The 13361-nt window shown below is 68.4% G+C and carries 14 protein-coding genes and 2 pseudogenes; 6 read left to right on the top strand and 10 right to left on the bottom strand.

Features of this window, described 5'->3' with window-relative positions:
* Positions 1–727 (bottom strand): right-handed parallel beta-helix repeat-containing protein (locus AS594_RS40155; protein ID WP_240509420.1); only part of this gene is annotated, 727 nt, incomplete at its 3' end.
* Between the two features lie 724 nt (positions 728–1451).
* Positions 1452–2683 (bottom strand): annotated as a pseudogene (locus AS594_RS40160) (IS3 family transposase).
* Positions 2684–3014: 331 nt separating this feature from the next.
* On the opposite strand from AS594_RS40160, the gene AS594_RS40170 reads away from it, so the two are divergent.
* Entirely contained in the window at positions 3015–3542 is a 528-nt protein-coding gene (locus AS594_RS40170) for a hypothetical protein (RefSeq protein ID WP_107358027.1), read from the top strand.
* Here AS594_RS40170 and AS594_RS40175 read toward each other — a convergent pair.
* The 4 genes from AS594_RS40175 to AS594_RS40190 all read right to left on the bottom strand — a co-directional run bounded on the left by AS594_RS40175 (position 3490) and on the right by AS594_RS40190 (position 8090).
* On the bottom strand, positions 3490–4284 hold the full coding sequence (locus AS594_RS40175; RefSeq protein WP_107383068.1) for an IS5 family transposase: 795 nt from the start codon (positions 4282–4284) through the stop codon (positions 3490–3492). The genes AS594_RS40170 and AS594_RS40175 overlap by 53 nt on opposite strands.
* 528 nt (positions 4285–4812) lie before the next feature.
* Complete coding sequence (locus tag AS594_RS40180; RefSeq protein WP_069774554.1) at positions 4813–6063, bottom strand: NAD(P)/FAD-dependent oxidoreductase; 1251 nt, start codon at positions 6061–6063, stop codon at positions 4813–4815.
* A gap of 192 nt (positions 6064–6255) precedes the next feature.
* Positions 6256–7371 carry a transaldolase gene (gene tal, locus AS594_RS40185; protein ID WP_069774553.1) on the bottom strand — a complete coding sequence of 372 codons (1116 nt, stop codon included), beginning with the start codon at positions 7369–7371 and terminating at the stop codon, positions 6256–6258.
* Positions 7372–7400: 29 nt separating this feature from the next.
* Positions 7401–8090 (bottom strand): helix-turn-helix transcriptional regulator, encoded by a 690-nt coding sequence (locus AS594_RS40190; protein WP_240509421.1) that lies wholly within the window; start codon positions 8088–8090, stop codon positions 7401–7403.
* A 251-nt stretch (positions 8091–8341) separates the two neighbouring features.
* Here AS594_RS40190 and AS594_RS40195 point away from each other — a divergent pair, with 251 nt between their 5' ends.
* From AS594_RS40195 to AS594_RS40210, 5 genes and pseudogenes are all read left to right on the top strand, one after another.
* Positions 8342–8740: a DUF2231 domain-containing protein gene (locus tag AS594_RS40195; RefSeq protein ID WP_240509422.1), complete on the top strand. Its 399-nt coding sequence runs from the start codon at positions 8342–8344 to the stop codon at positions 8738–8740.
* A 5-nt stretch (positions 8741–8745) separates the two neighbouring features.
* Positions 8746–8880 (top strand): DUF2231 domain-containing protein, encoded by a 135-nt coding sequence (locus AS594_RS47120; RefSeq protein WP_240509423.1) that lies wholly within the window; start codon positions 8746–8748, stop codon positions 8878–8880.
* Between the two features lie 63 nt (positions 8881–8943).
* Positions 8944–9366, top strand: a complete 423-nt coding sequence (locus tag AS594_RS40200) for a hypothetical protein (protein ID WP_069774548.1) — start codon at positions 8944–8946, stop codon at positions 9364–9366.
* Between the two features lies 1 nt (position 9367).
* A pseudogene (gene folE, locus AS594_RS40205) lies at positions 9368–10023 on the top strand (GTP cyclohydrolase I).
* A 67-nt stretch (positions 10024–10090) separates the two neighbouring features.
* Positions 10091–10675: a DUF488 domain-containing protein gene (locus AS594_RS40210; protein ID WP_069935740.1), complete on the top strand. Its 585-nt coding sequence runs from the start codon at positions 10091–10093 to the stop codon at positions 10673–10675.
* Positions 10676–10724: 49 nt separating this feature from the next.
* On the opposite strand, the gene AS594_RS47125 is transcribed toward AS594_RS40210, so the two are convergent.
* From AS594_RS47125 to AS594_RS40230, 4 genes are all read right to left on the bottom strand, one after another.
* Positions 10725–11258 (bottom strand): hypothetical protein, encoded by a 534-nt coding sequence (locus AS594_RS47125; protein ID WP_240509424.1) that lies wholly within the window; start codon positions 11256–11258, stop codon positions 10725–10727.
* Between the two features lie 351 nt (positions 11259–11609).
* Positions 11610–12230: an Rv1733c family protein gene (locus AS594_RS40220; protein WP_069774567.1), complete on the bottom strand. Its 621-nt coding sequence runs from the start codon at positions 12228–12230 to the stop codon at positions 11610–11612.
* An 89-nt stretch (positions 12231–12319) separates the two neighbouring features.
* On the bottom strand, positions 12320–13132 hold the full coding sequence (locus AS594_RS40225; protein ID WP_069774564.1) for a rod shape-determining protein: 813 nt from the start codon (positions 13130–13132) through the stop codon (positions 12320–12322).
* Between the two features lie 4 nt (positions 13133–13136).
* Positions 13137–13361, bottom strand: a 225-nt coding sequence (locus AS594_RS40230; protein ID WP_206281783.1) for a TraR/DksA family transcriptional regulator, incomplete at its 5' end; no start/stop codon positions are given.

The raw sequence follows: 13361 nt of genomic DNA on the forward strand, positions 1-13361 counted from the left end.
CCGCAGCGGAATAGACCAAGTATCCGGGGCCGTCGTTGCGGAAGGACAGGTTGTACTGGAGCACCGAGGAGGACACATTGTTGTCCAGGCCGAACCCGCCACCGTCCGAACGAGAGCCGGTGTGGTTGGCGTACGACACGTTGTTCTCGATGACCAATCCGGTCGAGTCGTACGTCCAGATCCCCTCTGGCCCCTCCATTGCCATGGCAGACGACTTCGACCCGTTGTCGTGCGAGATGGACCGCTGTACCTTGCCGGTGCGGACACTGCCGAGGACGATGCCGCTACCGGTATTGCGGTCGTGGGCCGCTGGGTCGCCGTCATTGCCGTACGCCTTGACTCGTGACAGGGTCACACGCTCATGCGCGTACTTCGGAGCCTCCGCATCGAAGGCGGGCCCGTACGTGGCGAGACCCGCATCCTTGTTGTCGCGCACGGTGGAGTCGGTGACCCGCACATCGCGGAAGCCTGAGCTACCCCTTCCCGCGCCGATCCCGATCCCGGTCCGGAAACGTGAGATATCGACATTGGAGACGGTGACGTGGTCCAGCTCTTTGCCGCCTGCGGCATCGGCGAAGAAGCTGATGCCGGCCCGCTTCTTGAACGAGGTGGCGTCGCCGACGAGGTTGAGATTGCGGATCTCGACACCAGCTGTGTTGTGGACGGAGATTCCTGATTTACCGTTGGCCACGATCGTGGCTCGTCCGTCGCCGTACGAATCGATCACCACGGGAGCCTTCGCGCTTCCCGCATCTTGCGAGCCAAGAGTCAACTCGCCGCGGAAGCGGACACCAGCCCGGAGTCTCAGCCGGTCCCCAGGCTTGAACCTTCGCCGAGTCGGCCCGCGCCAGCGACCGCCAAGCGCGGGAGGAGGACATACCGTCATTTTCGTCGTCACCATCCGGACTGATGTAATACGTATACCCACCCGCAGCGTTCGGGCTCGGCGGTGCGTACGGTCTAGGCAGCTCACATCCGAAGAGGAAAAGGATTGCGGCCGCGAGCCCACCCGTCGCGACGTGCCTGCTTCGTAGAGAGCACCCAACGCCACGCGGACGTCCGACGAAACGATGACCATCCCTGCTCGTTCGGCTCCGCATCGGCGCCCCTCTCTCATCTCTAGTCACTGCCGAATGGACTCGTGCGAGCACCGGCGTCACCGGCAGAATCTCCGACGGCGGAGCTTTGCACCTTTCAGGCGGGGCAGCCGAGACCCTGCAACCAGCCATGATCGGCAGCGAAGCAGCCCTCTTCCGACAGCGCCAGGTTGTCCAACCGAGCGCAGTCCGCAGGAGGAGGGATGACGCCGACGACACCCCTCAGTTCCGAATTCGGGTCCCGACGCGTAGAAGATCAGCCTGCCAGACGCTACGTGCTGGGTTTGTTAATGACATGTCGCACAGGGATGAAGAATGGGCCTTCCCCCGTGAAGGTGGGCACGCGGTTATTGATCACGCGGCGAGCGTGAGTTTAGCGGTGTGGTGTCGGCGTTCGTATTCGTTGGGGCTGAGGTGGCCGTTGGCGGAGTGCCGGCGGCGGGTGTTGTAGCGGGTCAGCCAGGCAAAGACGGTCCTGCGGCAGGTGTCGGCGTCACCGTAGTCGTGGGTGCCCTGGAGGGTCTCGCGTTTCAGGGAGGCGTGGAAGCTTTCGCAGGCCGCGTTGTCGGCGCTGGTGCCGACCGCGCCCATCGATCGGGTCACTCCGAACTGGTCGCAGAGGCCGGCGAAGGCCCGGGATCCGTATTGGGCCCCGTGGTCGGAGTGGAACACGGCACCGTCCAGGCCGCCTCGGGTCGAGGCCGCCATCCGCAGTGCGTCGGCGACCAGGCCGGTGCGCATGTGGTCGGCGATGGACCAGCCGACGACCTTGCGGCTGAAGCAGTCCAGCACGGTCGCGAGATAGAGGAACTCCCCGTTTTTCAGGGGGAGATAGGTGATGTCGCCCATGTATTTCAGGCCGGGTTCGGTGGCGGTGAAGTCCCGCTGGAACAGGTCCGGGACCGGTGAGGTGGCCGGGTCGGGGACGGTGGTGCGCACGCGTCTGCGCAGGCGGATTCCGGTGATGGAGAACGTCCGCATGATCCGGGCGACGCGCTTTTCGTTGACCCGCCGTCCTTTCTCGCGGAGCTCGGCGGTCACGCGCGGGAGCCGTAGGCGCCGCCGGATGCGCCGTGGACCTCGCGGATCTCCTCGGCCAGGATCCGGTCCTCCCGCTGCCGGGTGGCCCGGGCCTCGGCGCCGGCGAGCCATTTGTAGTAGCTGGACCGGTTCACGTCCAGGACCTGGCAGAGCCGCTTCACCTCGTAGGTGTTGCGATGGTCGTCAACGAACTGGAAGCGGCTCATCACCAGTTCGTCTCTCCGGCGAAATACTTGGCCGCCTTGCGGAGGATGTCCCGCTCGGTGGCGAGCTTGCGCTCACTTGCCTCGAGCTCGGCCACCCGGGCCTCCAACTGCCGCACCCGCTCGTTCGGATCAGCGGACGGCACCGCCTCCCGAGGCTGGGCGCCCGGCTTCGCAGCCGCGGCGGTGATGCCACGGCGTTCGCGGTCCCGCAGTACCCACTCCCGCAGGGTCGCCCGGTTGACGCCCAGGTCAGCGGCGATGCTCTTGTAGATCGCCCCGGGTGTGGACTCGTACAGGGCCACGGGCCTTGAACTCGTCCGAATAGTCCTTCATCGCCATCGGCGGTCTTCTCGCTTCCTCCGGATCGAGCAGATCCAGTATCAGCGTGTCCACCACTCAGGGGGAGGCCCCCCAGCCCATCGCCGGCGTGCTCACCTTTCATCCCGCCCATGCCCGCACGGCCGCCCATCTCCGGCGGGAGCTCGCACTGCCCGGGCCATCCAACGCGACGATCGAAGTGACCACCCTGCGCCACCGCACCGCCCAACTCCTCAGAAGCCGTATCTCAACCGAACATGATCGCTTGATTTGTGCTGGTCAGGAATGGTCTAGCTCTGAAGGAGGGAGACATCCGGCGTCTTGTTTCCGCTCCGTGAGTGAGGGGTGCGCGATGGCGTCGGTGCTGGGAGTGCTGGAGGAGCGGGAGACAGCGGCCCGGGTGCGGGTGGAAGGGCTGCGGGAGGAAGTCGCCCGTTTGGCTGGGGTGTTGGAGGCCGCCGAGATCGAGCTGGACCGGCGGGTGATCGCGCGGGAAGAGCTGGTCGAGGCCCTGGCAGCCTCGGTTGCCGGGACCACCGCAGTGACCGAGGTTGAGGCGGAGCGGGAAACCGCGCCCGCGCCGGTGCCGGGCTCGATCGTGCCACCCTGGCGCGAAGGACTGCCCGTGACGGTGCTGGCGCCGGACTACCAGCGGATCCTGGGCGTGCTGGAGGAGCGGCAGTCGGCGGGCCAAGGACCGCTGAAGGCCAGGGAGATCACGGTGGGGCTGGGCTTGGAGACGACGCCGGCGAAGGTCGAGGGGGTGCGCTCGAAGGCCAGGCGCCTGGTGGAGCGCGGGTGGCTCATGCAGGAGACGTCGGGGATGTTCAGAGCCGGCCGGCGGCCCGTGTCCGCGCCAGACGCCGGCCCATCCGCGTGACCATCGACCACCGGATCATCGCCTCGCTGCTGGCTGGCAACGTCTCGTAGTCCCGGGCCAGTCGGCGCGAATGCATCAACCACGCGAACGTGCGCTCTACCACCCAACGCCTCGGCAGCACCACGAACCCCGCCGTATCTTCGGTGCGCTTGACGACCTCCAGGGTGAGCGCGAGTTTCTGCCGGCACCAGTCGACCAGGCCGCCGGTGTAACCGCCGTCGGCCCAGACCAGGCAGATGTCGCGGTGCAGGCGGCGTAGCCGCTGCAGCAGACCCACCGCGGCATCCCGGTCACCGATGTTCGCGGCGGTGACCGCGACGACCAGGAGCAGACCGAGGCAGTCGGTCACGATGTGCCGCTTGCGGCCGCCCACCTTCTTCCCGCCGTCCCATCCGCGCGAGACGGACGGCACCGAGGCCGCTGCCTTCACCGACTGCGCATCGATGATCCCGGCCGTCGGCTCCGCCTCACGGCCCTCCTGCTCACGCACCCGTCCGCGCATCCGGTCGTGGAACTCTGTGGTCAGCCCGTGCTCGCGCCAGCGGCGGAAGAACGCGTAGACCCGGCCCCAATCAGGGAAGTCCACGGGCATCGCCCGCCAGGAGATCCCGCCCGCGACCAGGTAACGGATCGCGTCCAACATCTGCCGATGGCAGTAGCCCTCGGGCTGCCCGCCCCGTCCCTGAAGCCAGGCCGGCACCGGCACCAAAGGCCGGATGGCCGCCCATTCCGCATCCGACATGTCCGAGGGATACCGGCGTTCCCGGTCCGGATGGTCGGCCGCGTTGCCGTACACATGCGCGAGGCAGTCACACGATGGAGCAGCCGAGTTGAACTGAACGGGTTCGGACGCGTACAACAACGACACCAGGGCCTCCCGGCACTGCTCGGTTAGATTCGCATCCCCGAGCTACCGAGAGGCCCTGCCTTCATGCGCGCACAACGGGAAGATCACCCCGGCGGGAAACCTGTTCGACCTACACGTTCCATGTTCGATTGAGATACGGCTACTTAGCCCACTTTGGCCGGAGGAGTCCTTTCATGACGTGGAGGTCGACGTGCGACGGTCCATCAGCCGCATCAAAGCGAGTCCCTACCTTCCCCACCGCGAGTCCGTACGCGGGTTCGTCCTCGACGTCGCCACAGGACAGCTTGAAGAAGTGCAATAGAACGCCGCCGGTGAGTGGCCGACATTGCCTGATCGGCGACGATCCGGACCGGGATAACCGGGCTGATGAGAAAGGCCCTCGCGGAACGGTTCTTCTCCGAATCAGCCGGTCGCGTCGGGGTGCTTGAGAAGCTGTGCCAGGGGAACGTCCACATCGGCGAGTTTGCCTGCGTCGACTGCTCGGCCGGAGGTGACGAGAGCGCGGATCGGGTCGGTGACGTCCCAGACGTTGACGTTCATGCCCGCGAGCACCCTGCCGCCGGAGAGCCAGAACGCGATGAACTCACGCGTCTCCCTTCGGCCGCGGAAGACGACTTGGTCGTAGCCGCCGGGTTCGACGTAGCCGGTGTACTCCATGCCCAGGTCGTACTGGTCGGTGAAGAAGTAGGGCACACGGTCGTAGGCCACGTCCTGGCCGAGCATCGCCTTGGCCGCGACTTGCGGCTGGTTGACGGCGTTGGCCCAGTGCTCGACACGGATGTGCTTGACGAGCAGTGGATGGAAGGCGTTGGCGACGTCCCCGGCGGCGTAGATGTCCGGGTGCGAGGTGCGCAGGTGGGCGTCGACGCGGATGCCGTTGTCGACCTCCAGGCCGGCAGCGTCGGCGAGCTGAGTGTTGGGGGTGATGCCGACCCCGACGATGACCGCGTCGGCAGTGATGCGGCTGCCGTCCTCCAGCAGCACACCGTTCGCCCTGCCCTCGGTACCGGTGATCTCGGCGACTTGGACACTGAAGCGCAGGTCGACTCCGTGATCGGTGTGCAGGTCGGCGAAGACCTGGGCCACCTCGCGGCCCAGCACGCGCAGCAGCGGCAGCTCCGCCATCTCCAGCACTGTGACCTCGACGCCCGCCGCGCGGGCGGCGGCCGCGGTCTCCAGACCGATCCAGCCGGCGCCGATCACCACGATGCGGGATGCGGATTCGAAGGATTCCTTGATGCGGTCGCTGTCGGCGAGCCGGCGCAGGTAGTGCACGCCGTCGAGGTCGGCACCGGGCACGGTCAGATGACGTGGTGAGGAGCCGGTGGTCAGGAGCAGCTTCTCGTAACCGATGCGGCTGCCGTCAGCGAACGTCACCTCGTGTCCGGCCGGGTCGACCGCGGTTGCCGTGCTGCCAAGGCGCAGGTCGACGTCGTGCTCGGCGTACCACTGGGGAGGATGGACGTAGACGGTGTCACGCTCGTCCTTGCCCAGCAGGTAGCCCTTCGACAGCGGCGGCCTTTCGTAGGGGCGCTCGCTTTCCTCTCCGAGCAGCACGATCGGGCCGTCGAAGCCCTCTTCGCGGAGGGTCTGTGCTGCCTTCGCACCGGCCAGGCTGGCTCCGACGATCACGAATGCGTTATTCACGGCCATGTCCTCTCCTCTGCTGCATTGGCTCGGCCCGCGGGCGGGTGGTGATCCGCTCACTGCCAGGCGTCGCCCGTGGCCAGGCCATCGTTGTCGATAGCCCTGCGCTGTCAGCGGTTTGATTTGTTCCCCGGTGTGTCTGCCGATAGGTGGTCGCCGGTGAGGGGGTGCTCGGACCGTTCGTCGACTGTCGCTGCGTCAGGCGGCGGTGCGCGTGGGTTGCAGTTCGGCGTCCAGTTGCTCGAACAGTTCGTTGCCGGAGGCGGTGAACTTGGCGATGCCCTCGTCCTCCAGCACGCGGACCACGTCGTCGTAGGACACTCCGGCGGTCTCCAGGTCGTCGAGGACCTGCTGGGATGCCGGGTAAGTGCCGTGGATGGTGTCGCCCTGGATGCGGCCGTGGTCGGCGACCGCACGCAGAGTCTGCTCCGGCATGGTGTTGACCACCCCGGGCGCCACCAGTTCGTCGACGTAGCGGGTGTCGGCGTAGGCGGGATCCTTCACCCCGGTGGAAGCCCACAGCGGGCGCTGGGGCCGCATCCCGGCCGCGGCCAGCGCCTGCCACTCCTGGGAGGCGGCGGCCTGCTCGAAGTGCTGGTAGGCCAGGCGCGCGTTGGCAATCGCGGCCCGCCCGCGCAGGGCCATTGCATCCGGCGTGCCGATCTTGTCCAGCCGGCTGTCGACCTCGGTGTCCACACGGCTGACGAAGAAGGAGGCCACCGACGCGATGGACGCCAGGTCACGCCCCGCGGCATGAGCCTTACCCATGCCGTCGAGGAAGGCGCGGAGCACTTGGTCGTAACGGTCGAGGGAGAAGACCAGTGTGACGTTGATGTTGATGCCTTCCGCGAGCGCGGTGCTGATCGCCTCCAGGCCGGGCCGGGTGGCGGGGATCTTCACGAACAGGTTCGGCCGGTCCACCAGCCACCACAGGGCTCGGGCCTCGGCGATCGTCGCCGCCGTGTCGTGCGCGACGCGCGGGTCCACCTCGAGCGACACCCGGCCGTCCACCCCGTCACTGGCCTCGTACACGGGGCGCAGTACGTCACAGGCCCAGCGCACGTCGAACGCTGTCAGCAGCCTGACAGCTTCCTCGACCCGCACCCCGCGCCGGGCGAGATCACCGAGCTGTGCGTCGTAGCGGGCACCCGAGCGGATCGCCTTGGCGAAGATCGTCGGGTTGCTGGTGATGCCCACCACCCGCTGGTCACGCACCAAGTCGGCCAGCCCGCCACTGGCGAGCCGCTCCCGGCTCAGATCATCGAGCCAGACCGCTACGCCTTCGGCGGCCAACCGGTCCAGGTTCTCACTCATGATCTTCTCCCTTGCGTCGTTTCGCGGGATTACGTCCACGTGCCGCCCGGATCCTGTGCGGGCCGGGTGCAGACCTCCTTCGCGCACGACCCGGTGGCAGGTTCGGGCACGCTCGCACCGCCGGCTGCGGCACGTAGTTCCACACAACACCGGCCCGGGTGAGGGGCGAGTACCGCCTCGATCCCACTTGCCTGCAGGCCGGTGAGGAAGCCGCCGAGGAAGGCGTGGTTGATCCCGCACACCAGCTCAGGCGACCGGGCGGCCAGCGGGTGGAAGGGGCAGTTCAGCAGCCGCACCTCGGTTGGGGCCTGCCGGTCGGGCTCGAAGCCGTACTCCTCCAACACGGACTCGGAAAGCGTGAGAGAACGCTCGGGCCCCAAACGGCCGGGACGGCCGCTGGCGCGTGTCGCGGCTCCAAGTTCCTCACCGCGGTGGCGGGCCGTGCGCAATGCAGCGGACTGCGCGTCCTCGCCCGGCTGCTGGTGGAGGACCGCGTCGATGAGGATCTCGGCCACGAGGTCGGGACGGCGCTCGGGGATGGAGATGCGGATGTCGGTGTCTGCCGGCTCGTACACCTTGGGCTTGCGGCCCACCCTGCGGATGCCGCCCGGGTGGTCGTATCGGGAAGTCAGCAGCCCCGACGCGACCAGTTTGTCGAGGTGGAACGCGGCCAGCTTGGCCGAGATCCCGGCATCGGCGGCGGCCTCCTCCCGCGTCACCGGCCGGTGGGCGCGCCGTATGAAGCCATACAGCCTGCGGCGCACCTCGTCCCGAGCACCGAGACCGCTTCCACCCCGAAGCGGCGGGGGCCTGAGGAGAAGCCGGGGTCAGGTCAGAGGTCATACATTCACGATAACTCCAATCTGTGTGTGCGTAACCGGTCGGGTCCGCCTCTCTTCCCTGGCGGCTTGACTGTTCCAGAGAATAAGTCCAATACTCATTAGTGAAACTCGCGGGAGAGGACCATGCCATGTCCAGCGAACTGCGCCAACAGGCGAAGCAGCCGGTCAGCGCCGTCCTCGCCGGCCCGTACGGGCACCCGTTCCATCCGATCCTGGTCACAGTGCCGATCGGCGCGTGGGTGGGCAGCCTCATCTTCGACATCGCCTCCCACCTCGTGGACGATCCCGACTTCCTCGCCCGCGGTGCGATGTGGCTGATCGCCATGGGCGTTATCGGGGCACTGGCTGCTGCGATGGCCGGGTTCCTGGATCTGTTCGCCATCCCCGCCGGCACGCGCGCCTTCCGTATTGGCCTCATCCACATGACGCTGAACCTGCTGGTGACCGCCGCGTACGCAGGCAACTTCCTGTGGCGTCACGCCGGGACGGGCCGTCCGGCAGCGTCGGGGCGGGGCAGCTCGTACTGAACGCCGTGACGCTGGCCGTGCTCGGCGTTTCGGGGTTCCTGGGCGGCAAGCTCGCCTACCGCTACGGCGTCCGCGTCGCCGACGAGGCGACCCAGGTCGAGGGTTTCGTTTCCTCCCGCCGGCACTCAGAGCGCCGTTGACCCGTGCGCCTCCAGCGACGCATCGGCACTACGCCTTCACCTCTACCGCTCACGGAGTTCCCCATGGACATCGCCGCACTGATCACCTGGGTGGTCACCGCTCTCGGCGGCTTCTACATGCTCGGCATCTGGCTTTCACGCGGCGGCGCCCGTGGCGGCACCAGCCACCTGCCCGTCCCTGTCATCTTCGGCCACTTCGCACTCGCCGCCGTCGGCCTCGTCGTGTGGATCCTCTACGTGGTCACTGGCAAGGACCCTCTGGCCTGGACCGCCTTCGGTCTCCTGCTGCCCGTCGCCCTGCTCGGGTTCGTGATGTTCGCCCGCTGGATTCCCGTCCACCGGGGCCGCGCTGCCGCACCGGCCGGTGCCGGCCAGAGCGCACCGGCCGAACGCCACTTCCCCGTCCCCGTCGTCGCGGGACACGGGCTCGCCGCGGTCGTGACCCTGGTCCTCGTCCTGCTCACCGCACTCGGGACGGGTGAGTGACATGACCCAGCACCTCCAGTCCGCCCTGCACATTGCCCCCGGCGCCGCGGTCAACCAGGCATCGATAGCGGCGGTGCCCGCCGCCCTGCGCGTGGTCCACGACGCGCAAGGGGTGGATCTGACGGCCGCTGAACTGGCAGCGGGGCAGTTCCTCCAGGCGCTGGGTATCGACACCGGTTCGGAGAGCCTGCGCCGGGCCGCATGGCCCGCGCCTACGCCGAACTGTTCAGCCCTCGCCCGTTCGACCTGACCACGTTCCCCAACGACGAGGGCTACGACGAACTGGTGCTCGCCCGGAGCATCCCGCTCCGGAGCGTCTGTGAGCATCATCTTCTGCCGTTCGTAGGGACGGCCCACATCGGCTACCTGCCCGGGCACCGGATCCTGGGGCTGTCCAGGCTCGCCCGGGTCCTGGAGTACTTCGCCTGCCGTCCTCAGGTGCAGGAGCGGCTCACCAAGCAGGTCGCCGACTGGCTCCAGGCCCACCTGGAGCCCAAAGGCGTCGGCGTCGTCATCCAAGCCGAGCACACCTGCATGACGCTGCGCGGCGTCCAGGCCACCGGGACGACGACCATGACCTCCACACTCCTCGGCCTGCTGCGCAGCGATGCACGATCCCGCAGTGAGTTCCTCGCCCTAACCGGCCTGCCTCACTGACCTGGACAGCCGAACGGGGCGCTGGTCGGCCGGTGCCGTTCCGGCCGGAAGCTGCTGAACTCGATGTATGGACCTTGACCGGACCGGCCCCGCAGACGGATCCGTGATGCCCCGGCTCGGGCTGATCACCTTCGGCCACAGCACCGCAGGCCGGGCTTCACTGTCACAGCTCCTCCGGGAAGCCGGTGTCACCGCCGTCGTGGACGTCAGGACCGCTCCCGGCAGCCGCCGTGACCCGGACCTGTCACGGCATCGGCTGGCCCTGTGGATGCCCGAAGAGGGCATCGCCTACCGGTGGGAGCCGCGCCTGGGCGGCTTCCGCAAACCGCCGCCAAACTCGCCCGACACGGTCTGGCGTAACACGTCCTTCCGCGGCTACGCCGCGCATACCCGCAGCCCGGAGTTCGTCTCCGCCATGGACGCCCTCATGCAACAAGCGGGTCGGGAGCGCACCGTGGTGATGTGCAGCGAGGCGGTGTGGTGGCGATGCCACCGGCGCCTGATCGCCGACTTCGCCGTCCTGGCCCGCGGCATGCTCGTCCGCCACCTGATGCACGACGGACGCCTCACGGCGCACAGTCCGACGCCAGGCGTGCGTCTTCGCGATGACGGCCTTCTTGTGTACGACGACGCCGGCTCGGCACTCCCGTGAGCTCGGTGGGACGGCGCCTACGCCAGAAAGACCCCCAGCAGAGGACAGTTCAGGGCCGCAGTCGACCGGGTCCCGGATCCCGGCTTCCAGCGGCCTGGATCCGCATGCCGGGCCGGCGCCGGTGAACGGTCAGGTACGACATGCCCCGTTCCCCCGCGGCAAGGCCGCGGGTAGAGCCGTGGGGCAGCCAGGCGAGGCTGCCTTGACCCAGAGGGGACGACCCCTCAGGGGTGACCAGCGTGCCGTCGCCGGCCACGACCAGCAGAAGGACATCCAGGTCCGGCTCGGCATGGGTTTCGACGCGCCGCTCGGGCGGGATCCGGACGACATTGGCGTCGACCTGCCGACCGGGCTCCGACAACCGCCACACCGCGCCCGTCGATGCCGGGCCGAGCGTCTCCAGTCGTGGTCGTGGCGGTCGCCAGTGGCGGTCGCCAGTGGCGGGCCGCCTGTGGCCGTGCTCGTCCTGACGGTCATCGCCGTCGCGCTGCTGGCGGTGCAGATGGTCGCGGTCCGGCCCGTCCTCAACCGTCGCTCCGACCGGGTCCTGGTCGGAGAGGACGTCGCGCGCTCCCGCGCTCACCTGGTCTACGTCGCCTGCGAGGGGGCAAGTTGGTCGCGCTGGTCGCGCTGGGCACCGCTGCCCTGGCCGCCTGAAACAACCGCGTCGTGGCCCGGTCACCGCGGCCTCGTCACGGCACGTAGGTGCCTCGATGAGGAGGAAAGGTGATTTGCGCCTGATCGGTGTGATTCTGAGCGGCCTTCGCTACGGAACCAGCAGATCGGAACAGATGATGGCCTCTGCCTTGTACAGCTCTCCCTTGAGCGATGTGCGGGGAATGCCACGAAGCTGAAGTCGTCAGGTGATGCACGGTGCTCGGTCCACTGACGGCTGTGAAGCGCGTCACCGGCCTGATTGGCCAGGGAGCGGCTGTCATGTTGGTGGCGTCCAGCGGGGTGCGGTCTGGGCCCATGCCTTGTCCCAGTCGGCCAGGCGTCGCCGGTCCAGTGCGCGGGCGGCCGCGGCGTAGGTGAGCGCTCCGGCAATGAGCACTCCTGTGCCGGCTGCGCCGGCCGAGCCGAAGGTGCGGCTGCGGATCTGCTCAACGGTCCAGGGCGGGCCGGTGATTCTTCCGGTGTCGGTGGTCCACACCTGGACAGTGCTCTGGGCGGGCAGGCCGGGCCGTACTTCGGTCGTGGCGGTTTGGGGGTGTCCTGCGGGACCGGTGAAGCGGACCTTGACCGGGTATCGGCTGTGCTGCTCCTCCTGTGATCCGGGTTCGGGGTGGCGGGGGGCGTCGTGGAGCAGTACGGCCGTGGTGCGGTGTCGTGACTGGGCCTGTTCGTCGGCGGTCTGCTGCAGGGAGCGGTGCACGGTGGTGCCCACCAGCACCATGGCCAGCGGGGTGGCAGCCAGCAGGGCCAAGGTCAGGGCAAGCCCGATCCATGCCTGTACCAGGTCGGTGGGGCGGCGCAGGGGGCTGCGCCGCCATCGCCACAGTCTGGCGGGGCGCAGGGCGGGGCGCGGCTCGGCCTGCGGTATCTCGTCGGTCACGTCGCCTCTCTCCTTCACTTGCGAAGAGGCCGTTGCCTGCTGACTCAGCGGACCGAGCGATCAGGGGTGGTGGCTCGGCCGCGCTGCTGCTACCGCGGTGGCGGGTGGCCGGCGAAGTGGGTGGCGGAAGGGTGTCCGCGGGCGGACTGCAGGATTTTGGCGGCGCCGCGAAGGGCGGCGGTGTGCGGGGCGGGCAGCAGCCGCACGGGCACGTGTAGGTCTTGCGCGAGCTGGCCGGCGAAGTGGGGGCGCAGGGCACCGCCGCCGGCCAGGAGGACTCCGCTTTGGACGGCGTCGAGGGTCTGTGTGGTGTGGTCCTTTCGGAGCATATCGGTCACCGTGCCGGTCACCGCGTCGGCGATGGTGCGATGGGTGGTCGCGTGGTCCAGGTCGTCGGTGCCCAGGGCGGTGCGGTGCGCATCGACGACCGCCCCGTCGCTGAGCAGAAACACATCGGTGAGGTGGGCGCCGATGTCCACGATGAGCAGGGGGCGGCTCATGTCCGCCCCCGCGCCCAGCGCCACTGCTGTGGCGGTGGGGATGGTCAACACGGTCCGGGGGCGTAGCACTTCCAATGCGGTGCGCGCTGCCTCGCGGTAGGCGATGCCGCCCAGCACGGGCGTGGTTAGGGCGATAAGAGGCCGGGCGTGGCGGGGAATGCGGGGGCCCAAGAGACGCTGCAGCATCCGTGCGGTGCCCTGGGGGTCGACGATGGTGCCGCGCTGGATGGGGTGGGACCCTGCGGCGCCCTCGAAGGTGATGGTGGGGACGTCGAGGATGATCCCGCGGCCGGGCGCCCAGGCGCGGGTGCGGGAGCTGCCCATGTCAAGGGCGATCCCGGGACAGCGTCGGCACACCGGCCAGGTGGTGGGGTCATCAGAGGGTGCGAAGTACACGGACATACGGTCACCGACCTGCTTCTCGGACGTGGTGGCAGCGGCCGCAGTAGCGGGCTTGCGGCACGATCTTCAGGCGTGCCAGGGCGATGGGCTGGGCGCACAGGTGGCACCTGCCGTAACGGCCCTGGTCCATACGCTGCAGCGCCGCTTCCACGTCCGAAAGAACCATGCGGGCGGAGGCGGCAAGCTTGACGTGGACCTCCATTTGTGAAGCCGCTTGGCGCCCGCGCAT

This window comes from Streptomyces agglomeratus (assembly GCF_001746415.1).
GTDB lineage: Bacteria > Actinomycetota > Actinomycetes > Streptomycetales > Streptomycetaceae > Streptomyces > Streptomyces agglomeratus.

Excerpts from the sequence above, each read along its gene's own strand:
- AS594_RS40210 (WP_069935740.1), top strand. The coding sequence starts at position 10,091 with ATGGACCTTGACCGGACCGGCCCCGCAGACGGATCCGTGATGCCCCGG.
- tal (WP_069774553.1), bottom strand. The coding sequence starts at position 7,371 with ATGAGTGAGAACCTGGACCGGTTGGCCGCCGAAGGCGTAGCGGTCTGG.
- AS594_RS40225 (WP_069774564.1), bottom strand. The coding sequence starts at position 13,132 with ATGTCCGTGTACTTCGCACCCTCTGATGACCCCACCACCTGGCCGGTG.
- AS594_RS40195 (WP_240509422.1), top strand. The coding sequence starts at position 8,342 with ATGTCCAGCGAACTGCGCCAACAGGCGAAGCAGCCGGTCAGCGCCGTC.
- AS594_RS40175 (WP_107383068.1), bottom strand. The coding sequence starts at position 4,284 with ATGTCGGATGCGGAATGGGCGGCCATCCGGCCTTTGGTGCCGGTGCCG.
- AS594_RS40170 (WP_107358027.1), top strand. The coding sequence starts at position 3,015 with ATGGCGTCGGTGCTGGGAGTGCTGGAGGAGCGGGAGACAGCGGCCCGG.
- AS594_RS40200 (WP_069774548.1), top strand. The coding sequence starts at position 8,944 with ATGGACATCGCCGCACTGATCACCTGGGTGGTCACCGCTCTCGGCGGC.
- AS594_RS40180 (WP_069774554.1), bottom strand. The coding sequence starts at position 6,063 with ATGGCCGTGAATAACGCATTCGTGATCGTCGGAGCCAGCCTGGCCGGT.